The sequence below is a fragment of the Xanthomonas hortorum genome, from assembly GCF_040279205.1.
GTDB classification, from domain to species: Bacteria; Pseudomonadota; Gammaproteobacteria; order Xanthomonadales; family Xanthomonadaceae; genus Xanthomonas; species Xanthomonas hortorum_F.
The window spans coordinates 1-22,858 of record NZ_JBEOLS010000002.1; the positions used below are offsets into that span (position 1 = coordinate 1).

Annotated in this window: 20 protein-coding genes; 10 read left to right on the top strand and 10 right to left on the bottom strand. The window is 65.1% G+C overall.

The genetic code is table 11. The annotated features are described in order from the left end of the window. Positions 1–329: 329 nt before the first annotated feature. Together xseA and queG are read right to left on the bottom strand one after the other, a co-directional pair. Entirely contained in the window at positions 330–1,676 is a 1,347-nt protein-coding gene (gene xseA, locus ABS769_RS00920) for an exodeoxyribonuclease VII large subunit (protein ID WP_317062479.1), read from the bottom strand. Between the two features lie 54 nt (positions 1,677–1,730). Continuing rightward, on the bottom strand, positions 1,731–2,798 hold the full coding sequence (queG, locus tag ABS769_RS00925; RefSeq protein WP_317062481.1) for a tRNA epoxyqueuosine(34) reductase QueG: 1,068 nt from the start codon (positions 2,796–2,798) through the stop codon (positions 1,731–1,733). 24 nt (positions 2,799–2,822) lie between these two features. On the opposite strand from queG, the gene ABS769_RS00930 reads away from it, so the two are divergent. From ABS769_RS00930 to ABS769_RS00955, 6 genes are all read left to right on the top strand, one after another. Beyond that, a complete protein-coding gene (locus ABS769_RS00930) occupies positions 2,823–4,310 on the top strand; it encodes an NAD(P)H-hydrate dehydratase (RefSeq protein WP_317062483.1) in 1,488 nt (495 codons plus the stop codon). After that, complete coding sequence (gene tsaE / locus ABS769_RS00935) at positions 4,307–4,807, top strand: tRNA (adenosine(37)-N6)-threonylcarbamoyltransferase complex ATPase subunit type 1 TsaE (protein ID WP_317062484.1); 501 nt, start codon at positions 4,307–4,309, stop codon at positions 4,805–4,807. The genes ABS769_RS00930 and tsaE overlap by 4 nt, the downstream gene beginning before the upstream one ends. Positions 4,808–4,877: 70 nt before the next feature. Beyond that, on the top strand, positions 4,878–6,605 hold the full coding sequence (locus ABS769_RS00940) for an N-acetylmuramoyl-L-alanine amidase (RefSeq protein WP_317062485.1): 1,728 nt from the start codon (positions 4,878–4,880) through the stop codon (positions 6,603–6,605). 137 nt (positions 6,606–6,742) lie between these two features. Beyond that, on the top strand, positions 6,743–8,605 hold the full coding sequence (gene mutL, locus ABS769_RS00945) for a DNA mismatch repair endonuclease MutL (RefSeq protein ID WP_317062487.1): 1,863 nt from the start codon (positions 6,743–6,745) through the stop codon (positions 8,603–8,605). Further along, entirely contained in the window at positions 8,605–9,543 is a 939-nt protein-coding gene (locus ABS769_RS00950) for a DUF1684 domain-containing protein (protein ID WP_317062488.1), read from the top strand. Before mutL ends, ABS769_RS00950 begins: the two co-directional genes overlap by 1 nt. 16 nt (positions 9,544–9,559) lie before the next feature. Beyond that, positions 9,560–10,525 (top strand): TraB/GumN family protein, encoded by a 966-nt coding sequence (locus ABS769_RS00955; RefSeq protein ID WP_317062489.1) that lies wholly within the window; start codon positions 9,560–9,562, stop codon positions 10,523–10,525. A 47-nt stretch (positions 10,526–10,572) separates the two neighbouring features. Here the strand turns inward: ABS769_RS00955 and phaR are convergent, their stop codons facing one another. From phaR to gluQRS, 3 genes are all read right to left on the bottom strand, one after another. Next, positions 10,573–11,163 (bottom strand): polyhydroxyalkanoate synthesis repressor PhaR, encoded by a 591-nt coding sequence (phaR, locus tag ABS769_RS00960; RefSeq protein WP_023904228.1) that lies wholly within the window; start codon positions 11,161–11,163, stop codon positions 10,573–10,575. 158 nt (positions 11,164–11,321) lie between these two features. After that, positions 11,322–12,062 (bottom strand): beta-ketoacyl-ACP reductase, encoded by a 741-nt coding sequence (locus ABS769_RS00965; protein ID WP_023904227.1) that lies wholly within the window; start codon positions 12,060–12,062, stop codon positions 11,322–11,324. A 113-nt stretch (positions 12,063–12,175) separates the two neighbouring features. Then, positions 12,176–13,042: a tRNA glutamyl-Q(34) synthetase GluQRS gene (gluQRS, locus tag ABS769_RS00970; RefSeq protein WP_317062491.1), complete on the bottom strand. Its 867-nt coding sequence runs from the start codon at positions 13,040–13,042 to the stop codon at positions 12,176–12,178. A gap of 98 nt (positions 13,043–13,140) precedes the next feature. Here gluQRS and htpX point away from each other — a divergent pair, with 98 nt between their 5' ends. Then, entirely contained in the window at positions 13,141–14,019 is an 879-nt protein-coding gene (gene htpX, locus ABS769_RS00975) for a protease HtpX (protein ID WP_317062492.1), read from the top strand. A 256-nt stretch (positions 14,020–14,275) separates the two neighbouring features. On the opposite strand, the gene ABS769_RS00980 is transcribed toward htpX, so the two are convergent. The 4 genes from ABS769_RS00980 to ABS769_RS00995 all read right to left on the bottom strand — a co-directional run bounded on the left by ABS769_RS00980 (position 14,276) and on the right by ABS769_RS00995 (position 18,732). Further along, positions 14,276–16,345 (bottom strand): GGDEF/EAL domain-containing response regulator, encoded by a 2,070-nt coding sequence (locus ABS769_RS00980; protein WP_317062493.1) that lies wholly within the window; start codon positions 16,343–16,345, stop codon positions 14,276–14,278. 118 nt (positions 16,346–16,463) lie between these two features. Further along, the gene (locus ABS769_RS00985; protein ID WP_317062494.1) at positions 16,464–17,645 is read right to left on the bottom strand and encodes an NAD(P)/FAD-dependent oxidoreductase; all 1,182 of its coding nucleotides are present in this window, start codon (positions 17,643–17,645) and stop codon (positions 16,464–16,466) included. Continuing rightward, complete coding sequence (locus tag ABS769_RS00990) at positions 17,642–18,190, bottom strand: YaeQ family protein (RefSeq protein WP_115040186.1); 549 nt, start codon at positions 18,188–18,190, stop codon at positions 17,642–17,644. Before ABS769_RS00990 ends, ABS769_RS00985 begins: the two co-directional genes overlap by 4 nt. 62 nt (positions 18,191–18,252) lie before the next feature. After that, on the bottom strand, positions 18,253–18,732 hold the full coding sequence (locus ABS769_RS00995; RefSeq protein WP_317062496.1) for a YaiI/YqxD family protein: 480 nt from the start codon (positions 18,730–18,732) through the stop codon (positions 18,253–18,255). 268 nt (positions 18,733–19,000) lie between these two features. Between ABS769_RS00995 and ABS769_RS01000 the strand changes: the two genes are divergently transcribed. Together ABS769_RS01000 and ABS769_RS01005 are read left to right on the top strand one after the other, a co-directional pair. Further along, the gene (locus ABS769_RS01000) at positions 19,001–19,210 is read left to right on the top strand and encodes a cold-shock protein (protein WP_205394530.1); all 210 of its coding nucleotides are present in this window, start codon (positions 19,001–19,003) and stop codon (positions 19,208–19,210) included. Positions 19,211–19,391: 181 nt separating this feature from the next. Then, positions 19,392–20,090, top strand: coding sequence for a glutathione S-transferase (locus tag ABS769_RS01005; protein ID WP_317062497.1), 699 nt, complete (start codon positions 19,392–19,394; stop codon positions 20,088–20,090). 139 nt (positions 20,091–20,229) lie between these two features. On the opposite strand, the gene ABS769_RS01010 is transcribed toward ABS769_RS01005, so the two are convergent. Beyond that, positions 20,230–21,096: an alpha/beta hydrolase gene (locus ABS769_RS01010; protein ID WP_317062498.1), complete on the bottom strand. Its 867-nt coding sequence runs from the start codon at positions 21,094–21,096 to the stop codon at positions 20,230–20,232. Between the two features lie 174 nt (positions 21,097–21,270). Between ABS769_RS01010 and ABS769_RS01015 the strand changes: the two genes are divergently transcribed. Further along, the gene (locus ABS769_RS01015) at positions 21,271–22,827 is read left to right on the top strand and encodes a protein adenylyltransferase SelO (protein WP_317062499.1); all 1,557 of its coding nucleotides are present in this window, start codon (positions 21,271–21,273) and stop codon (positions 22,825–22,827) included. Positions 22,828–22,858 lie beyond the last annotated feature (31 nt).

The window sequence follows — 22,858 nt, forward strand, 5'->3', positions numbered from 1 at the left end:
CTGATCTGCGGCTTGGCTGCAGGGCCCTTGCCCGCCCACCGTCGCGGGACACGCCGCAAGTACGTCCATGTAGGCTCTTACGCGGCATCCATGCCGCGTAAGGTCCCGCGACGGTGGGCGGGCAAGGACCAGTCGGGAAGGTCGGTGCGCTTGGTGCGAGCGGTGCATGTCGCGAGTTTTGTCCGATGACGGGCGGTCTGATCAGCGCTTTTCGATTCGATCAATGTCGCTGCCATTGTCGCTGCCATTCTGGACATCACTCCACGCGTCAACGAAGCCGAGTGCGCCAAACATGTTGCCGCCATCGATACAGCGTTCAAGAGGGTGTGTCAGCTGCTCTTAGCTTCGCTGCGTTCTACGCGTACCTCGATGCTGCCATCAGCCAGCTGCGCACGCAGGCGCTCGCCGGGACTCACCTCGCCAGCGCTGCGTACCACGCTGCCATCGGTGGGGCGGGTCACGATCGCATAGCCGCGCGCCACCGTGGCTAGCGGGCTGACCGCTTCCAGCGAGCGCGCAAGACCACGCAGCCGCAGTTGATCGTGTTGCAAGCGTCGCTGCATGGCTGCCTGCGGATGCAAGGCCTGCAGGCGCTGCTGCAAGTTAGCCAGATCGCGTTGCGGGTTGTGCGCATGCAGGCGTGCCTGCCCACGTTGCACACGTGCTTGCAGCCGCTCCAGTACCTGGGTCATGCGTGCACGCAACTGGCGGCCGGCATCCTCCTGGCGGCGGTGTAGCAGTTGCAGCCGCGCCTGAGGGCTATGCGCACGCAGACGCAATGCAAGCCGGTCGGCGCGCTGCATCGCGTTGCCCAGCGCGTGTTGTTGCAGCTGAGCCATGCGCGCATGTGCACGCCGCACGCGGGCGACCAGCTCGCGTTGATCGGGCACCAGCAACTCGGCGGCCACGGAGGGCGTGGGCGCACGCACATCGGCAACGAAGTCGCTCAGGCTGAAGTCGGTCTCGTGACCAACCGCCGACACCACCGGTGTCTGCGCGGCGGCAATTGCGCGGGCCAGGCGCTCGTCGTTGAACGCCCAGAGATCTTCCAGCGAGCCGCCGCCGCGGGTGATCAAAATGACGTCGTAGCGCCCGGAGGCGTCTGCGCGCTGCAGCAGCGAGGTGATCTGCGCGGCGGCGCTGTCGCCTTGTACCAGCGAGGGCAGCAGGTCCACTTCCAGCAGCGGGAAACGTCGCGCCAGCACGCTGAGCACGTCGCGCACCGCCGCACCGCTGGGTGAGGTGATCACTGCCAGCCGCCGCACATGCGCCGGCAACGGCTGCTTGCGCTCGGCATCGAACAGGCCTTCGGCGGCCAGGCGTGCGCGCAGCTCGTCGAAGGCGCGGCGCAAGGCGCCTTCGCCGGCTTCTTCCATGTGGTCCAGCACCAGCTGGTAGTCGCCGCGTGCCTCGTACAGGGTGAGACGTCCGCGTGCGAGCACGCGCAGGCCTTCGCGCGGCTGGAACTTCAGCCAGGTGCTCTTGGGCTTGAACATCGCGCAACGGATCTGCGCACGTGCGTCCTTGAGCGTGAAATACAGATGGCCCGAAGAGGGGCGCGTGACGCTACTCAGCTCTGCTTCCACCCAGACCAGCGGGAAGCTGCCTTCCAGCAGATCGCGTGCCAGCGTGTTGAGCTGGCTGGGGGTGAGGATCTGTTCGTTGCGGTCGGCCATCGCCGCATTATCCCGCAGCGGCGATGCGCATGCGTGAGCGCATCACGCGGACGCTCACAGACCGTGTTGCGCCAGCGCCCAACCCACGTGTTCGCGTACCAGTTCCGAATCGTCGTTGCGACGGGCTTCCAGCGCCGCCAACACCTCCGGCGTGCCGGGCGCATTGCCCAGCCCCACTGCGATATTGCGCAGCCAGCGTTCGTGGCCGCTGCGGCGGATGGGGCTGCCTTCGGTGCGGCGCAGGAATTCTTCCGTGTCCCAGGTGAACAGCTGCGGCAGCGTCGCCACATCCAGGTCGTTGCGGGCGCGGAAATCGGCTTCGTCGGTGCGCTGGGCGAACTTGTTCCAGGGGCAGACCAGCTGGCAGTCGTCGCAACCGAAGATGCGGTTGCCGATCGGCTTGCGCATCTGCTCGGGGATTGCGCCATCGTGTTCGATGGTGAGATAGGCGATGCAGCGGCGCGCATCCAGCCGGTACGGGGCGATGATGGCCTGGGTCGGGCAGATGTCGATGCAGCGCGTGCAGGTGCCGCAATGCGCGGTGGCGGGGGTATCGATGGGCAAGGGCAGATCGAGGTAGATCTCGCCCAGAAAGAACCACGAACCGCCATTGCGGTCGATCAGGCAGGTGTGTTTGCCGATCCAGCCCAATCCGGCGTTGCGCGCCAGTGCGCGCTCCAGCACCGGTGCGGAATCGACAAACACGCGATAGCCGAACGCGCCGACTTCGCCCTGGATGCGCTCGGCCAGTTTCTGCAGCCGGTTACGCATCAGCTTGTGGTAATCGCGCCCCAGCGCATACCGCGCCACATAGGCGCGGCGCCCGTCGTGCAAGGTGTTCCAGGCTTCGGTGTCGTCCTTGCGGCCGTAGTCCATGCCTACCGACAACACGCGCAAGGTGCCGGGCACCAGCTCCTGCGGGCGCGAACGCTTGTCGCCGTGCTGGGCCATCCAGTGCATGGTCCCGTACAGGCCTTCTTCCAGCCAGCTGCGCAGATGTACCTCGTCTTCGCCCAGCTCGATGCCGGTGATGCCGCAGCGTTGAAAGCCGGCCTCGCGCGCAAGCGTACGGATGCGCGCGGCAGCGTCGGTGGGGTCGGAGCGGGCGAGGACGGCAGACATGGTGACAAGTATAGAATTCCCGGCATGTACGTACCGCTCGATCTTTACGACACCGCCGCTGCGCGCCGGCTGGATGCGCAGGCCACCGCGCTGCTCGGTGGCGATGGCTATCTGTTGATGCAACGCGCCGGGCAGGCCGCCTGGCATTACCTGCTTGAACGCTGGCCGCAAGCGCGCCGCATCGTGGTGGTGTGCGGCACCGGCAACAACGGTGGCGATGGCTATGTACTGGCGCGCCTCGCCCAGCGGGCCGGGCGTGATGTACGAGTGGTGCATCTACCCGAGCACGGCCCGGCCTCGGCGCTGGCACAGCGGGCCTGCACCGATTACCTGGGCGTTGGTGGCGCGATCGCATTGTTTCCGTCTCCGCTGGCGCAGGCCGATGTGATCGTCGATGCGCTGTTCGGCATCGGCCTCAACCGCGCGCCCGATGCTGACACCGCGTCATTGATCGAGGCCATCAACGCAGCCGGCGTGCCGGTGTTCGCGCTGGATGTGCCCAGCGGCATCGATGCCGATCACGGCGTGGCCTTCGATGCCGCGGTGCGCGCAGAGGTCACCTTGCAGTTCATCGTGCCGCATATCGGGCTGTACACCGGCGATGCGCTGGAGCATGCCGGCGAGCGCGCGATTGTCTCGCTTGAGGTGCCGGATGCCGCATTCGATGGGCTGGAGCCTGCCGCACACAGTTGGGACATCGACGCCTTGGCCGCACAGTTGCGGCCGCGCCGACGCAATACGCACAAGGGCGAATCCGGGCGGGTGCTGTGCGTGGGCGGCAATCTCGGCAGCGGCGGCGCGATCATGCTCACCGCCGAAGCGGCCTTGCGCAGCGGCGCCGGGCTGGTGCAGGTCGCCACCCGCGCCGAGCACGTGGCGCCGCTATTGGCGCGCTGCCCGGAAGCGATGGTGCGCGCGGTGCAGGCCGACGAAGACATCGCCGCATTGGCCGATGCGGCCGATGTGGTCGCACTGGGGCCGGGCCTGGGTCAGGACGCCTGGGCGCAGGCGTTGTGGCATGCGGTGCTTGCCTCGGATACCGCGGTCGTCATCGATGCCGATGGCCTGAATCTGCTGGCTTCCAACGCAGTGCCGAGCCGCGGCCCGCGTGTGTTGACCCCGCATCCTGGCGAGGCCGGCCGTCTGCTCGGCCTGTCTACTGCACAAGTCCAGCACAATCGCCTGGCCGCCGCAGACGCCTTGGCCAAGCGCTTCGACGCAGTTGTGGTGCTCAAGGGCGCCGGCAGCGTCATCGCCGCGCCGCATTCGGTGCCACGCATCATCGACGCCGGCAATCCAGGCATGGCGGTCGGCGGTATGGGCGATCTACTGACCGGCGTGATCGCGGCCTTGCTGGCGCAGGGCTGGTCGCCGCTCGATGCCGCCAGCCTGGGCGCTTTGTTGCATGCCTGCGCTGGCGACGCGGCCGCGCGCGATGGCGAGCGCGGCCTGCTGCCAACGGATTTGTTACCCGAACTGCGCCGCCTCGCCAACGCCGGAGCCATTGCATGAGCCAACTCACCGCACAATTGGTCGATGCGCAGGCCACCGAAACCCTGGGCCAGGCCCTGGCCGCAGTGCGACCCACGACTGCGATGGTGCAGCTGCATGGCGATCTTGGTGCCGGCAAATCCACCCTGGCGCGCGCGCTGTTGCGCGCACTCGGCGTTACCGGGCCGATCCGCAGCCCCACCTACACCTTGGTCGAGCGCTATCCGCTCAGTACCGGCGACGAGGCCTGGCACCTGGATCTGTACCGCATCGGGCATGCCGGCGAATTGGACTTTCTCGGGCTCGACGAGGGCAGCGCGAGCCTGTGGCTGGTCGAATGGCCGGAACGTGGCGCAGGCGCACTGCCGCCGGTGGATCTGGACGTAGAACTGGCCGTTGAAGGCGAGGGTCGCAGCGTCAAGCTGCTGGGCCGTAGCGAAACCGGGCGCGGCTGGCTGGTACGTCTGCTACAACACCCCGAGTTGCAGGCGCTTTCTGTCGGCTCACAAGAACAATGAACGCCAGGTTGTGGATTATTAAGGGAAATCACCTTGCAATTGACACTATTGGGTGATTGAATCCAGCCCCATGACACCGGGGATCCGCCAGTTCTGTGTTTCTGCCCTGACCGCCAGCCTGAGCCTGGCGGTTTTTGCTGCGTGGGCCGGCGAAATCAAGAGCGTTGGTGTCAGCACCGGTGCAACCGGCACGCGCGCCGAGATTCAGCTTGCCGGCAGCGGCGGCTTCAAGACGCTGTCGTTGGCCAACCCCAATCGGTTGGTGGTGGATTTTCCCGATTCTGCGGGCGTGCGTGGTCTCAAGCTGCCTGCCGCTGCCGGTCTGGTGACTTCGGTGCGTACTGGCCAGCCGGTGCCCGGCACGTTCCGGGTGGTGTTCGAGCTGGCAACGCCGGTCACGCCGCTGAAGCCGCAGATGCAGACGCTGGGCAGTGCCTCGACCTTGGTGATCGAGTGGCCGGGCGATCCGACGCCGGTTGCGGCCACGGCCGCCACCACGGCGACAGCGCCTGCAGCAATGCCGGTGCCGCGCCCGGTCACGGCGCAGCCGGTGAATGCAGAGGCGGAAGCAGCGCGTGCGACTGCAGCCTTGGCTGCATCTGCGCAGCGCGCCTCATCCGCGCCACCGCCGCCAGCACCAGCGGCGTACGTGCCTGCATCGGCCATGCCTACCGTCACAACGGCACCCGTTCCGACAACGGTCGCCACTGGCGTGCCGACGCCGCGTCCCGGCGTTGCCACGAGCGCGGTGACGACCAGTACGGCTATGCCGGCAAGCGCCGGCAGCAATACGCCCAATCGCGTCACGGTCACCACTGCCAATGCACCCACAGGCGTGGCGATGACTGGCGGCAGCGCATCGCCCGCTGCGATCTTGAACGGTGGCACTGCGCCGATGGGCGCTGCACCTGGCAACACCGCGGCAGCCATGCCGAACGCGGCCTCAGGCGTGGTTGCGGGCACAGACAGCGACGATATCCCACCGCGCCCGGTCCTGCCCAGCGAAGCCTCGCGGATCAAGATGGCGCCGGGCATGCGCCCGTTGATCGTGGCAATCGATCCCGGCCACGGTGGCCAGGACCCGGGTGCGATGGGCCCCACCGGCAAGCGCGAAAAAGACGTCACCCTGGCGGTCGGCCGCGAACTGGCACGCCAGATCAATGCCACGCCCGGCATGAAGGCGTACATGACGCGCGACACCGACGTGTTCATTCCGCTGCCGATGCGTGCGCAAAAAGCGCGCGCCGCCAAGGCCGACATCTTCATTTCGATCCACGCCGACGCCGCAGAAAATCGCAGCGCAACCGGTTCATCCGTCTACGTGCTGTCGACCAAGGGCGCCTCCTCGCAGCGCGCACGCTGGCTGGCCGACAAGGAAAATGCTGCCGACCTGGTGGGTGGCGTGCGCTTGCAGCAAACCGAAAGCACGCTTGCCAACGTCTTGCTGGATCTGGCGCAAAGCGGCCACATGAAGGCTTCCGAAGATGCCGCCGGCCATGTGCTGGGCGGGCTCAAGCGGATCGGCAACAACCACAAGCCGTTTCTGGAACGCGCCAACTTCGCGGTACTGCGGACCTCGGACATGCCGGCGATGCTGGTGGAGACCGCCTTCATCTCCAATCCGGATGAAGAGCGTCGCCTGATCGATCCGGCCTACCAGCGCAAGATCGCCTCGGCCGTGCTGGACGGCATCGATACCTTCTTCACCCGCCAGCCGCCGCCGGGCACGCTGTTCGCCGCGCGTGCGCAGGCCGAAGCCGATGCAAGCGCCGGCACCGTGGCCGGCGGCAGCCGCTGACCCGCTCGGCTATCATTCCGCACTGATTCCTTGATGACGGCGCCTGCGCGCCGCCGGATTGCCGTGCCGACGTCTGTTTTGCTTGCTACACCCTCGATGCGCTTCCCAGTTTGCGACCAGCGCGAGTGCCTGCGCTGATGGCGATTCGTCAGCTGCCCGACATCCTGATCAACCAGATTGCTGCCGGCGAAGTGGTCGAGCGGCCTGCATCGGTGGTCAAGGAACTGGTCGAAAACGCGCTCGATGCCGGCGCCACCCGCGTGGATATCGAGCTCGAAGAAGGCGGCGTGCGCTTGATCCGTATCCGCGACAACGGCGGCGGCATCCCGCCGGACGAACTACCGTTGGCGGTGTCGCGGCATGCCACCAGCAAGATCGCCTCGCTGGACGATCTGGAAACCGTGGCCACGCTCGGTTTTCGCGGTGAAGCCCTGCCATCGATCGCCTCGGTCAGCCGCTTTACCCTGGTCTCGCGCCGTCACGACGCCGAACATGGCTCCGCGTTGGAAATCGAAGGCGGGCGCCTGGGCGAGGTGACGCCGCGTGCGCATGCGCCGGGCACCACGGTGGAAGTGCGCGAGCTGTTCTATAACGTGCCGGCGCGGCGCAAGTTCCTGCGTGCCGAGCGTACCGAGCTCGGGCATATCGAAGAGTGGCTGCGCTCGTTGGCACTGGCGCGGCCGGATGTGGAATTGCGGGTCTCGCATAACGGCAAACCCTCGCGCCGCTACAAGCCAGGCGATCTGTATTCGGATGCGCGTCTTGGCGAAACCTTGGGCGAAGATTTCGCACGACAGGCCTTGCGCGTGGATCACAGCGGCGCCGGTCTGCGGCTGCATGGTTGGGTCGCGCAGCCGCATTACTCGCGCGCCAGTACCGACCAGCAATATCTCTACGTCAATGGCCGTTCGGTGCGCGATCGCAGCGTGGCGCATGCGGTGAAGATGGCCTATGGCGATGTGCTGTTCCATGGCCGCCAGCCGGCGTATGTGTTGTTTCTGGAACTGGACCCGGCGCGCGTGGACGTCAACGTGCACCCGGCCAAGCATGAGGTGCGCTTCCGCGAGGCGCGGCTGATCCACGATTTCGTGTATCGCACCTTGCAGGACGCGCTGGCGCACACGCGTGCCGGCGCGATGCCAAACAGCATCGGCACGGAAGGCACCAGCGATACAGGTGCTGCACCGAGTGGGATGGCCAACACTCCGAACTACGGTGGCGCAACCGGCAGTGGTGGCGGCACCGGCTACGGCAACTGGACGCCATCGCAAACACCCTTGGGCCTGCGCGTGGATGAAGCGCGCGCCGCGTACAGCGCGCTGTACGCGCCGCCATCGGGCAGCGCACAGCAGCAGTCCGCGGCCATGCAAACCTTCTCTGGCAGCGGCTTGCCGGCAACCTCGCAAGACAGCGGTGTACCGCCGCTCGGTTATGCCGTTGCGCAATTGCATGGCATCTACATCCTGGCTGAAAACGCCGAAGGCTTGATCGTGGTGGACATGCACGCCGCGCACGAACGCATCGGTTACGAACGGCTCAAGAACGCGCACGACAGCATCGGTCTGCACGCGCAGCCGCTGCTGGTGCCGATGACGCTGGCAGTGGGCGAGCGCGAAGCCGACACCGCCGAGCGCGAAGCCGATACGCTGGCCAGCTTGGGTTTCGAGATCACCCGCGCCGGCCCGCAATCGCTGCATGTGCGCAGTATTCCCGCGCTGCTGGCCAATGCCGAGCCGGAAGCGCTGCTGCGCGATGTGCTCGGCGACCTGCGCGAACACGGTCAGAGCCGCCGCATCGCCACTGCGCGCGACGAGCTGCTGTCGACTATGGCCTGCCACGGTGCGGTACGCGCGAATCGGCGCCTTACCGTGCCCGAAATGAACGCACTGTTGCGCGATATGGAAGCCACCGAACGCTCCGGCCAATGCAACCATGGCCGACCGACCTGGGCACGGTTTACGCTGGGCGAAATCGATCGTTGGTTTCTCAGGGGGCGTTGATGGCTGGGTTGCGCAAGGGGAAGCACTGGCTGCTCGGCATGCTGGTGCTCATGACGCTGGCCGGGTGCGGGCGAGACGCACCGCCGCCGCCGGCGCCCGTCGCCCTGGACAAGACCTTCCTGGCCGACAACGCCGCCTGGCGCGAAGCCCGCCTGGCAGAGCTGCGTGCGCCAGACGGCTGGACCAGTCTGGTCGGCCTGCACTGGCTATCGCTGAAAGCGCACTACATCGGCAGCAGTGCCGACAGCGGCATCAAGCTGGCGGTCGGGCCGCCCAAGATGGGCATGGTGTCCTCCGAGGCCAACACGGTCTGGTTCGTGCCCGAGCGCGGCGTAGCGCTGAGCGTCGATGGCAAACCGCTGACCGGCAGGATCCGCTTCCACTCCGATGACGACCCACAGCCGACCTTGATCCATTTCGATGACGGCAAGGGCGTGTTGAGCCTGATCCGTCGCGGCGACCGCAATGCGCTGCGGGTCAAGCATGCCGATGCACCATCGCGCACCGGCTTCGCCGGTTTGGAATACTGGCCAGTCGATCCGTCCTGGCGTATCAGCGGACGCTACGTGCCCAACGATGTCGGCAAGACCATCCCGGTGGTGGATATCGTGGGCATCAGCAGCGAGCAGCCGAACGCGGGGGCAGTCGAATTCGAGCGCGACGGCAAGCCCTATCGGCTGGAAACTATCGGCGAGCCGGGGCGGCCGATGTTCGTGGTGTTCGCCGACCGTACCAGCGGGCATGGGAGCTACCCGGCCGGGCGTTTTCTGGATCTGGATGTCGCCGATGCCTCCGGACATGTGGTGATCGACTTCAATCGCGCCTACACCCCGCCGTGCGCGTTTACGCCGTTCGCGACCTGTCTGTTGCCGCCACCGGAAAACCGTATCGACCTGGCCGTGTCAGCGGGCGAGAAGGCTTACAAGGTGCCGCACTGACGTGGAGAAAACCGACGTGGTAAAGACAAGCGCGCGAACCCGATTTGCAACATGGTGCAGCAGCGCACTGATCGGACTGGCGCTGTGGAGCGGGGCAGTCGTACCGATCTGGGCGCGTGCCGGCGGTGAGGCTGCGGCCGGACCACCGGTACCGTTGTTGTGGAAGGTCGATGGCAAGGGCGGCACGTTGTATCTGCTGGGCTCGTTCCATGTGCTCAAGCCCGGCGATTACCCGCTGTCGCCGGACGTCATGCAGGCCTTCGCCAAGGCCGACCGGCTGGTGTTCGAACTACCGCCATCGGATGCGCAATCGCCGGAGCTGGCCGGCCGCATGCTGCAGGCGGCACGGCGCACCGACGGGCGCCGGTTGCAGGACGCGCTCGATGCAAAAACTTGGCAGGCCTTGAGCGCCTACGCGCGCAAATACGGCATGTCGCTCGACACCCTGCAGCCACTCGAGCCCTGGTTTGTCGCCTTGACGATCAGCCTGGCCGAGATGAGCCGGCAAGGCATGGACCCGAACGCCGGTCTGGATCATTACCTGATGGAGCAGGCGCAGGCCAAGGGCAAACCGGCCGATGGCCTGGAGCGCGCCGAACAACAGATCGCCATGCTCGATGGCATGTCGCCCACCGAGCAGCATCAGTTGCTGGAAGAGTCGCTGGACGAGGCGGAGGCTACCGATCAGGTGCGTCAGCTGCACACGGCCTGGCGCAATGGCGATGTGCATACGCTGTCCACGCAAATGGCCGAAGACATGCGTCGGCAATACCCGGCGCTGTACCAGGACATCAACGTCGAGCGCAATGCGCGTTGGGTGCCGCTCCTGGAGCAACGGCTAAGTAAAGGCAGTGGAACTACGCTGGTGGTGGTCGGTACGCTGCATCTGCTGGGTAGCGACGGCGTGGTAGAGCGTCTGCGTGCACGTGGCTACCACGTGGAGCGAATCTGCTCGGCCTGCGCGGAGCAGGCCGGCCGCTGATCTGGCTGCGCCGGGAGCGTGTCACGCTCCAGCGCAGCCGTCGTCTTTCAGCCGCGATTGCGGGCCTTGCCGGTGGTGCCCGTGTTGCTGGACGTGCCGTGTGTACCGGTTCCCTTGTGCGTCCCGGTGCCCATCGGGCCACTGCCGATGCCAGAAGAACCTGGTGGTGTCGGCGGCGTACCAGGGCCGCCCGGGCGGCCGAAGCCGGCGCCGAAATTGCGCTGGAATTCCTGCCACAACTCCAGGTTGCGCTCGGTCAGCTGATTCATCATTGCCCACGGGGTCTGCCCAAGCAGGTTGCCCATCTGCTGGCGGAACTGCTGCTGCTGATCCAGGAACACCTGCATGCTGCGCTCCAGGTAGTTGCCCATGAAGCCTTGCAGCGAGTCGCCGTAGAAACGGATGATCTGACTCAGCAACTGGGTGGAGAGCATCGGCTCGCCGTCCTGTTCGCGGTCGGCAATGATCTGCAGCAATACGGCGCGACTGAGGTCTTCGCCACTCTTGGCGTCGCGTACTTCGAATTCTTCGCCGTCGATGATGAGCTGACGCACATCCTCTATGGTGATGTAGCTGGAAATTTCCGTGTCGTAAAGACGGCGATTGGGATACTTCTTGATGATGCGAAGTCCGGCCATGGAACGTTCACTCACAACGATAGTGCGCGCAGGATGGCGCACCGCAACAGCGCTTGCAACAGCAAAAGGCCTTATTTTCTTAAGCAGACACCTAAAAAATGCTGCGCAGCATGATTTCTAAGGAAATTTCATGCTGCAGCGCGAAGGTGCAGCAAACGCTACCAGCCCATGTGATGGCCGCCGTTGATATCCAGGTTGGATCCGGTGATCCAGGCGGCCTCTTCTGCGACCAGAAATGCCACCGCGTAGGCGATCTCTTCCGGGCGACCCAGCCGCCCCGTGGGGATGTCGGCAACGATCTTGGCACGCACCTCTTCCGGCACCGCCATCACCATGTCGGTGGCCACGTAGCCTGGCGAGACAGTGTTGACGGTCACCCCGAATGCCGCGTTTTCGCGCGCCAGCGAGATCGTGAAGCCGTGCATGCCGGCCTTGGCGGCGGCGTAGTTGGCCTGCCCGTACTGGCCTTTCAATCCGTTGATGGAGCTGATCTGGATCACCCGGCCCCAGCCGCGCTTGCGCATGCCCTCGATCACCGGGCGGGTGACGTTGAAGACCGAGTTCAGGTTGGTATTGATGACCTCGTGCCACTGCTCGGCGGTCATGCGGTGGAAGGTGGTATCGCGGGTGATGCCTGCGTTGTTGACCAGTATTTCGATCGGCCCCAGTGAGGCTTCCACTTCTTCGACCAAGGCGCGCGCATGCTCGGAGGAGGCCACATCGCCGCGAAACAGGGCGAACTCGTAGCCCTGCGCCTGCATGCGCTGCTGCCATGCGCGGCCTTTTTCGGCATTGCGGAAATTGCTGGCGACCCGGTGCCCCTGGTCGGCCAGGCGCTTGCAGATGGCGGTACCGATGCCGCCGGTGCCGCCGGTAATCAATGCGACGCGAGATGTCATGACGACTCCAATGAACAGATGGTAGGCGAGTGGGACGCGGACACTGGCGCCGCGCCCGGTTGCCGGTGCTGGGTCGCAATTCTAGTCACGCCGGCGCTGTGATGCGCGTTCGGTCACGTTCGGAGGTGGTGGCGGGGCAGCAGTTGAGGCGAAAAATGCTGCACGGCATGTTGCAGCAGCGTGTCGACTGCAGCATGCCGCGGCAGCGCTGCCGCGTTCTGTCCTAGTGCGGCCCAGGCGGCGTGCAGGGCCGGCAGCGGGTCGGCATCGTCGAGTGCGGGGGCGTCATGCGACTTGGACAGCTTGCGGCCGTCGCCATCCAGGATCAGCGGCAGATGCAGATAGCGCGGCTGCGGCAGGCCCAGGGCGCGCTGCAGCAGCAGCTGGCGCGGGGTGGAGTCGAGCAGGTCCGCGCCACGCACCACATCGGTGATGGCTTGCCCGGCATCGTCCACCACCACAGCCAGCTGGTAGGCCCAATAGCCATCGGCGCGGCGCAGCACCACGTCGCCAATCTCGGCATACACGTCCTGCACCACGTGGCCCTGCAGTGCGTCGTCGAAGCCGACCGGCGCCTGCGGCGGCACCCGCAGGCGCACCGCGCGGCGGGTACTCAGCGGCGCCACACAGGCGTGGTGGATGCCGTCCATGCCCGCAAGATCGGCGCGGCTGCAGCTGCATTCGAAGGCCAGCCCGGCCTCCAGCAACGTGGTCAGAGCGGCGGCGTACTGCGCGTCGCGATCGGATTGATACATCACCGGGATGTCCGAGCTCAGCCCGAATGCCGCCAACGTGCGCAACTGGCGTTGGGTGGCGCCGGGCTCGGCGCGCGGCGGGTCGATGTCTTCGATGCGCACGCACCACTCACCTCCGGCATGCCGCGCGAGCAGCCAGCTGCCGAAGGCCGCCAGCAGGGAGCCGAAGTGCAGGGGGCCGGTGGGGGAGGGCGCAAAGCGGCCGCGGTAGCTGGGTGATGACATGGGCAGCTGAATCGTCGGTCAGATGCTTGCTTGATTTCAAGCGCTGGCGGCCGCAAATCCGCAGCAGTTCATTCCCGCATGTGTGGAGTCATCGCGCCATGTTCAACCGCATTTTCCTGTTTCTGCTGACCAATTTTGCGGTGCTGATGCTGGCCGGCATCGTCATGTCCGTGCTGGGCGTCAATCCCGCGCAGATGAGCGGCTTGTTGGTGATGGCGGCCGTGTTCGGTTTTGGTGGGTCGCTCGTTTCTTTGCTGCTGTCCAAGTTCATGGCCAAGCGCGGCACCGGCGCCCATGTCATCACCGAGCCGCGCACGCCGACCGAGCGCTGGCTGCTGGAGACCGTGCGTCGCCAGGCGCAGGCGGCCGGCATCGGCATGCCGGAGGTGGCGGTCTACGACGGCCCGGAGATCAACGCCTTCGCCACCGGTGCCAACCGCAACAATGCCTTGGTGGCGGTGTCCACCGGCTTGCTGCAGAACATGAGCCAGGACGAGGCCGAAGCGGTATTGGGTCATGAAATCGCGCACGTCGCCAACGGCGACATGGTGACCATGGCGCTGCTGCAAGGCGTGCTCAATACCTTCGTGATCGTGCTGGCGCGTGTGGTCGGCGGTGTCATCGACGGCGCCATCTCCAGCAATCGCGAAGGTGGCCGCGGTTTTGCGTATTACATCATCGTGTTCGCGCTGGAGATGGTATTCGGCTTGTTCGCGACCATGATCGCAATGTGGTTTTCGCGCCGTCGCGAGTTTCGCGCCGATGCCGGTGGTGCGCAGCTGGCAGGGCGTAGCAAGATGATCGCCGCGCTGGAGCGCTTGTCGCTCAATCACGGCCAGAACACCTTGCCTTCGCAGGTGCAGGCGTTCGGGATCTCCGGTGGCGTCGGCGATGGCCTGCGTCGTCTGTTCCTGAGCCATCCGCCGCTGACCGAGCGCATCGCTGCGCTGCGTGCCGCGAACGGCGCTGCGCGATAAGGCTGCACTGCTGTCGATTGTTTTGAATTGGCTGGTCAGCGCGGATAGATCGGTTGTAGAGCTGCTGATCTGTTGATTGGCTGCAGGGCCCTTGCCCGCCCACCCTCGCGGGACACGCCGCAAGTACGTCCGTGTAGGCTCTTACGCGGCATCCATGCCGCGTAAGGTCCCGCGACGGTGGGCGGGCAAGGACCAGTCAGGATGGTCGGTGTGCATGGTTTCAGCCAGAACGACTGCGTGACTGCCAACCAGGCCTTCAGCCGAACTCGTAGTTCATCAACGGCCCGGTCGGTGCGACGAAGTCGCCTTGCACATAGTCCACGCCGGCACTGAAGAAGCTGCTCATCGACTGCGCATCGGCCACGAATTCGGCCACGGTGAGAATGCCTGCCGGTTGCGCGCGCGAGGTGATCTCGCGAATTTTTTCCTGACTTTCGCGGGCCGATGCGACATCGCCGGTGATACCGCGATCCAGCTTGAGAAATGCCGGCTGGAAGTGCGCCAGCAACTGGAACGAATCCAGGCCAGAACCGAATTGTTCCAGCCCTACCTTGCAGCCCATCGAAGACAGCGAGGCCAGAAACTGCTGGGCGTTGCGCAGATGCGTGAACACCTTCGACTCCGGCGTCTGCAACCACAGCCGCTCGCCGGGCACGCCGTACACCGCCAACTGCTCGCGGATGGTGTCGATCATCTGTGGGTCGGAGAACGAGTTCGGTCCGATCCGCACCAACAGGTGTGTCTTGTGTCCGGCACGCTGCCGCTCGCCGAGCTGGCGAATCGCGCGCGCCACCACCCAGCGGTCGATTTCGGTGATCAGGTCGTGCTCTTCGGCGATGGCGATAAACGCGTTCGGCGACATGATTTCGCCATTGCGTTCCAGCCGCAGAAACGCCTGGTACAACTCCACCGGTTCGCCCTGCAGGTTGAGCACAGGCTGGTAGTGCAGCGAGAAGCCATCGCCGACCAGTGCTTCGCGCAGCTGTTCTACCCAACGTTCGATGCGTTCTTCTTCGGCGCGATCAGAGGCGGCCGGGTCATAGATGCTGAGTGCATTGCCGCCGAGCTCGGCAGTGGTGCGTACCGCCTCGGTGCCACGATTGAGCACCTGGCCGATGCTGGCGATCTTTTCGCCAATCTGCACGCCCCCGATGCTCACCGTGACCGTGGCCGAGCGCGCGCCGATGCTGAAGACATGCTGCGCGAACGCATCGCGCACCATTTCAGCTAATGCGTGGGTGCGCGCGTAGTTGCCGTCCATCAGCAACGCAAAGCTGTGCTCGCCGAAGCGCGCCGCCACCACGCTGTCATCCAGCACGCTGGCCACGTGCGCGGCCAGGGCGGCGATCAACGCGTCGGCCGAATCCAGGCCGATTTCGGGCAATAACCGCGCGTAATGGTCCGGCTCGATCAGCAGGAAGCCGGATTGGCCTTCGCTGCGACTGGCCCGTGCCACCGCCTGTTCCAGCGCGACCATGAAGGTCGGCCGGTTGAGCAGACCGGTGACCTGATCGCGTTGGCGCAGATCTTCGACCTCGCGTGCCAGTTCCGGGTCGAATTCCTCGCGGCGGCGGAACACCACCTGGATGCACGGCTCGCCTTCATACGTGGCGGTGGCAAATTCCATCGTCGCCGGGAAGGTGTCGCCTTCCAGCCGGCGTGCGTCGACCTTGTACTGCGCCGGCGGCGGTTCGCCCTTGGACAGCGACTTGAGCAATTGCTTGAAATCGTCGACGTATTGCGCGGCGATCATGTCCAACAACGACACGCCCTCGACATCCTCGAACGATTCGAAGCCGAACATCTCCAGATACGCCTCGTTGGCACGGATGTGCATGCCCTCGTGCACGTAGGCGATGGGGTCGCGCGAAGAGGCGATCAAGGCATCGCACCGCCGCTCGGTTTCGCGCATCTGCGCTTCGATGCGGCGCAGTCCGCGCCGGGCCTGCAGATCGGCCCATTCCGAACGCACCAGTGCCAGCAGATGCTCGGGACGATGCCGCAGCACGAGCGCGCGAATGCCGTGCGAAGCGGCTTCGACCAACGCGTTTTCTTCGATTCGTTCGGCCAGCAGAATGATCGGAATGTCCTTGCCGCTGCTCGCGATCTGCTGCTGCAGGGCGCTCATCGGAATCTGCAGCGCCTGGCCATGCAGGGCCAGATCGATCTGGCCGGACAACATGCTGGCGAGGTCTTCCAGAGTCTGCGGCCGCGATGGACGCACTGCAATGCCGCCGTTGCGCAACGCGGTCACGATCGCCTCCGCGCTCTCGACACTGTCGTCGACGATCATCAGGCGGAGGGTGAGATCTTTACCTTTCTGCATGCGCGGCTTCCTGAAGACGGCTCTCAAATACACGAAGGGGGTCGGAGGCGTCCATGTGTGTGGACAAGCCCGCATCCGGGGTGAGACTTGGGCCACGTTTCTATCACCCAGCATAGGCTTAAGCGACGCTTCCTGCGGCGTGACCGGATGCCCATGCCCACTGAAAGTTGTAGCCGCCCAACCATCCCGTTACATCCAGCACCTCGCCGACGAAATACAAGCCGGCCACCAGACGCGACTCCATGGATGCACTGGAGACCTGGTTGGTATCGACACCGCCGAGGGTTACTTCAGCGGTACGGTAGCCTTCGGTTCCGCTGGCGACCAGCGGAAATGCGCCGAGCAGGTCTGCCGCGCCCTGCAGTTGCGGCGGATCGAGCTGACGCACCGGCTTGTCCGGCAGCCACACTTCGCACAAGCGCTGCGCAAAGCGTCGCGGCAGCACATCGGCCAGTACATTGCGCAGTTCGGTGGCGCCGCGTTGGTTTTTTTGTTCGCGCAACCACACTGCAGCATCCTGGCCGGGCAGCAGGTCCAGGCGCAGATCATCGCCGGGCTGCCAAAACGAGGAGATCTGCAGGATCGCCGGGCCACTGACGCCGCGGTGGGTAACCAGCATGAAATTGCGAAAGCTGACCCCGTTGCAGTGCGCCTCGACCGGCAAGGCCAGCCCGGACAACTCCTGCAGCCGCTCCTGATGCTTGCCACTCAGCGTCAGCGGAACCAGCCCGGCGCGTGTCGGCAGCAGCTCGTGGCCAAACTGTTTGGCCAGCGTATAGCCGAAGCCGCTGGCGCCCATGCTCGGAATCGACAGCCCGCCGGTGGCCACGATCAGCGATTGCGCCTGCACGCGCCCCTGGCTGGTTTCGATACTGAAGCCATCGCTGTCGCGCCGCACCGAGCGTACTTCGCACTCGGTACGCACCTGCACGCCAGCCGCTTCGCATTCGTCCAGCAACATGCGCACGATCTGCTTGGACGAGATGTCGCAGAACAGCTGGCCCAGCTCTTTCTCGTGATAGGCGATGCCGTGGCGCTCGACCATTTCCACGAAATCCGCCGGGCTGTAGCGGGCCAGCGCGGATTTGCAGAAATGCCGATTGGCCGACAAAAAGTTGCCTGGCGTGGTGCCGGTATTGGTGAAGTTGCAGCGCCCGCCACCGGACATCAGGATCTTCTTGCCGACCTTGTTGGCGTGGTCGATCACCAGCACCTGGCGGCCACGTCGGCCGGCGGTGAAGGCGCTCATCAGTCCGGCCGCGCCGGCACCGATGACCAGCACGTCGTAACGCGTGCTCATTCGGCCGGGGCTTGCCGCACCATCGGGGTCAGGGTGACGCTGCCCTGATCTGCGAGCATCTGCACCTCGCCGTCCTGGATGATCACATCGAAACGCATGCCGCGCTGGATCAAGGCGCCAAGTGCCTCGGTGGCCTGCGAATCGAGCTCCAGCACGCGCAGGTTGCGTTGCCGGCCGAGCGCATTGGCCTGCTTCTTCCACCAGGTTTCGGTGGCCTGGCCGCCGTAGCCGATCACCACTGCCTCACGCGAGCGATTGCAGGCCTTGCGCACGCGGCTTTCGTCCGGCTGGCCGAGGTCGATCCACAGATCCGGGTCGCCGGTGTAATCGCGCCGCCACAGGTCGGGCTCGTCGTCGTTGCTCAGCCCGCGGCCGAACTCCAGGCGGTCGTCGGCAAACAGCGCGAACGCCAGCAGCCGCACCATCAGGCGCTCGTCGGTTTCGGAGGGGTGCTGGGCCAGGGTCAGCGAATGGTTGGCGTAATAGCCACGGTCCATGTCGCTGATCTGAAGTTCCGCCCTGCGGACGGTGGCGGTAAGAGCCATCAGGATGCCGGTTGCAAAGGGCGCCTATGATACGCCCCCGCTGCAAGCCCGGCGTGCTGGCGCTAGGCGCGCGGTTGCGCGGCCAGCCAGCGGTCCAGTTGCGCAGCAAACGCCTGGCGGTCGCGTGCATGCAGCGCAGGCGGCCCACCGGTGGCGACGCCGGCACCGCGCAGTTCTTCCAGAAAGCTGCGTACCGACAGGCGCTCCTTGATGGAGTTGTTGGTGAATGGCTCGCCGCGCGGGCTGATGGCGGTCGCGCCTTGCTCCAGGACACGGGCGGCCAATGGAATGTCCTGCGTGACGACAAGATCGCCGGCGGCTACCCGTTCGGCAATGGCATCATCGGCCGCGTCCGGTCCGCCCGGAACCTGGACGGCGCGCACATGCGCCAGGCGGGGCGTGGGCAGGAAATGATTGGCCACCAGGGTCACTGCGGTGCCGGTGCGCACGGCAGCTCTGAACAAGATGTCGCGGACCACGGCAGGACAGGCATCGGCATCGACCCAGATCTGCGCCTGGGTTGGCGTACTCGGCGTATTCATAAGGTGATATCGATAGGGAAGGGACCTGACATGTGGTCGGATTTGGCCCGATAGTAAAAATTTTGACGCGGGGTGTCGCTTTTTATTGGAATCGCGAGTATTGTGCACGCACTGTGTTTGCAAGGGTCACCGTGAATCGTGGCCTGATGCAGCCGGATCGTTACAGATCTCGCTTCATCGTTCCGCTTTACCAACGCCTGCAACTCAGTCTCAGCTCCGGCTTTTCGGACGCTGCGATTTATCAATCAATAGTTCAGGAGTTAGTAAAATGTCAGAACGTCTAAACGGTACTGTGAAGTGGTTCAACGATGCCAAGGGCTTCGGCTTCATCACCCCGGAAAGCGGCCCGGACCTGTTCGTGCACTTCCGCGCCATCCAGGGCACAGGCTTCAAGTCGCTGCAGGAAGGCCAGAAAGTGACCTTCGTCGCCGTGCAGGGCCAGAAGGGCATGCAGGCTGACCAGGTGCAGGCGGTCTAATCCGTCTGCAACCGTAAGGTTGCCAAAAACGCCGGTCGCGCAAGCGACCGGCGTTTTTTTATTGGGCGTCGTTTAAGTAAAGCGCTTACATCGTTAGCATCGCCGAGGCTGCAGGCGCGAGTGAGCGCGGCGACGACGCGTGGATGGGTAGGATGTGCGCTTTCCGCGCGCAGCTCTTCTCATGATCACTGTCCACCATCTCAATAATTCCCGTTCCCAGCGCGTGCTGTGGCTGCTGGAAGAACTGGCGCTGCCGTACCAGATCGTGCGGCATGAGCGCGACCCCAAGACCATGCTGGCACCGGCCGCATTGCGTGCGATCCATCCGCTCGGCAAATCACCCCTGATTGTGGATGGCGATCTGACCGTGGCCGAGTCCGGCGCGATCATGGAGTATGTGACCGAACGCTACGACACCGAATGCGCGCTGTCGCCATCGCCGCGTCCGCAGGATTCGCCGGAGCGCATGCAGTTTCGCTACTGGATGCATTACGCCGAAGGTTCGGCGATGCCGCCATTGTTGATGACGCTGATCTTCGCGCGCATTCGCAGTGCGCCGATGCCGTTTTTCGTCAAGCCCATTGCGCGCGCGATTGCGGACAAGGCGATGTCGGGCTTCGTCAGCCCGCAACTCAAGCTGCATCTGGACTGGATAGAGCAATCCTTGCAGGCCAGCAACTGGTTCGCCGGTGAGCGCTTTACTGCGGCCGACATTCAGATGAGCTTTCCGGTGCAGGCCGCCGCGGCGCGTGGTGGCGGATTTGAAAATTATCCGCGTTTGCGCGCGTTTCTGGAGCGGATCGAAGCGCGTCCGGCGTATCAGGCCGCGCTGAAAAAGGGCGGCCCGTTCGAGCTGATGGGACGCAAGTCCCCAGAGTAATGCTGGCAGCGGCTTGGTGAGCCGTAATGCTGCGGCAAGCAGAGATCACTTTGCTTGCCGCCAGTCGTCTGGGTTTGCGACTCCCCAATCCCGACGTCCCAATTCCGCCCGCAACCACCTGCGCGCGGACGTCCAGACCTCAGGGTGCGCGACACTGCCGCAGGAACTGCAATGTGTCGCGCATCACTTGCGAGTCCTTGCGGAGTGACAGCACCAAGCGCATATGGCCCATTCCTGGATAAAAAATGCGGTGCGCCTGGACTCCCGCCTGTTGTTCGGCGGCAGCGAGAACCGTGCTGTTGCGCGGTTCCACCACGTGATCGGCATCGCCGTGCAGCAGCAACATCGGCGGCTCGTCCCCATCCACATGACGAATGGGTTGTGAGGCTTCCTGTTCGGCAGGTGAGGTCCCGAAGATCTGGATCAATTCGGGGTCGGTCATCGGCGAGAAGTCGTAAGGGCCTGCGAGGCCGACGAAACCGCAGAGTTGGCGTGGCTGCATGCCCTGTGCCTGCAGCCATCGGCGATCGGTGGCGAGCAGTCCGGCGATGTGCGCACCTGCGGAGTGGCCCATCACGGCCAGGCGGGCTGGGTCTCCGCCGTAGGCGCGTGCGTGCTGATGGCTCCAGGCGGTGGCCTGTGCGGCATCGGTCATGAAGCCGTCCAGCCGGACCTGCGGGTACTTTCGGTAGTCGGCCACCATCACCACCATGCCCTCGCGGGCCAGCGAGCGGCCGACCCAGCGATAGTTGGCGCGGGCGCCACGCTTCCAGGTGCCGCCATAGAAAAACACCACCACCGGCGCATCGACGGCGCCGCGCGGTTGGTAGACGTCCAGCGCCAGGCCGTGTTCCGGGTCGAAAACCTCGTGACGGTGTTCGATGACGCCAGTGCGGCTGGATGCAGCGTTGATGCCGCCGAAGAACACGCTGCTGCAGGCGCTCAGGCTTAACGAGCCGAGTAGCAAAAGGGCCGGGCGAAGCCAACGGGAAGTGTGCAAGCGCATGGGTAGGGTCGCTGTAATAACTGAAGAGGAATAAATCTGCGGCTGTTGTGATGTACGAGTGCGGCTGGATGCTGGTAGTTCAGCGTGTCTCGAATGGGGATACGAGGTCGGTAGCGAATAGGATGCGCGGTTCACCCATGCGAAGTTCACCCGCTCTGGCCTAGGCTTGTCGCCATGACAGATATCCAGTTCGACAACCGTCTGCGTCAGCAGTTGCCTGGTGATCCGGAAGAAGGGCCGCGTCGCCGGGATGTGGTCGCTGCCTGGTCGTCGGTGTCGCCGACGCCGGTCGCAGCGCCCAGGCTGCTCGCCTATTCTGCCGAGATGGCGCAGCAACTCGGGCTGGACGAGGCCGAGCTTGCCAGTGCCCGTTTTGCCGAGGTGTTTGGCGGCAACGCGTTATATCCGGGCATGCAGCCGTGGGCGGTCAATTACGGCGGGCATCAGTTCGGGCATTGGGCCGGCCAGCTCGGCGATGGCCGGGCGATTTCGCTGGGCGAGGCGATCGCGGTCGATGGTGGTCGCTACGAATTGCAGCTCAAGGGCGCCGGCCCGACCCCGTATTCGCGTGGTGCCGATGGGCGCGCGGTGCTGCGCTCGTCGATTCGCGAATTCCTGTGCAGCGAAGCGATGCACCATCTGGGTGTGCCGACCACGCGCGCACTGAGCCTGGTCACGACCGGCGATGCAGTGGTGCGCGACATGTTTTACGACGGCCGCCCGCAGCGCGAGCCCGGCGCCATCGTATGCCGGGTGGCGCCGTCGTTCATTCGCTTCGGCAATTTCGAGTTGCCCAGTGCGCGCGGCGATACCGCGCTGCTGCGGCAGTGGGCGGATTTCACCATTGCACGCGATTTCCCGGAGTTGGAAGGTGCTGGCGAGAATCTGTACGCGGCCTGGTTTGCGCAGGTCTGCGAGCGCACCGCCGTGATGGTGGCGCACTGGATGCGGGTCGGTTTCGTGCATGGGGTGATGAACACCGACAACATGTCGATCCTGGGCCTGACCATCGATTACGGCCCATATGGCTGGGTCGACGACTACGACCCGGACTGGACGCCGAATACCACCGATGCGCAGGGCCGGCGTTACCGCTTCGGCACCCAGCCGCAAGTGGCGTACTGGAATCTGGGACGCCTGGCGCAGGCGCTGGCGCCGCTGTTTGCCGATGCGGCGCCGTTGCAGCAGGGGCTGGACCACTTCCGCGATACCTACCTGGCCTGCGACCGCCGCGACACCGCGGCCAAGCTGGGTCTGGCCGACTGTCGCGACGAGGATCTGCACTTGATCGATGCGCTGCGTGAATTGATGCACGCGGCCGAGATGGACATGACGCTGACATTTCGCGGCCTGATCGAGTTGTCGCCGGAGCATCCCGACCCGGAGCTGCTGCGCGAAGCGTTCTACGACCAGGACAAGCGCCTTGCGCACGCCGGGCAGTTGCAGGAATGGCTGCAACGCTATGCCACGCGACTGGGTCAGGACACGCTGTCGCCGGACCAACGCCGCGAACGCATGCGCCTGGCCAACCCACGCTACGTGCTGCGCAACTATCTGGCGCAGCAGGCGATCGATCTGGCAGAGCAGGGCGATCCCTCCGGCGTGCAGGAGTTGCTGGAGGTCATGCGCCGGCCCTGCGACGACCAACCTGGCCGCGACGCGTTTGCTGCGCGGCGGCCGGAGTGGGCGCGCGACCGTGCCGGCTGCTCGATGCTGTCGTGCAGTTCCTGACGCGCTCAGCAGCACGTATGCCGTAAACGCA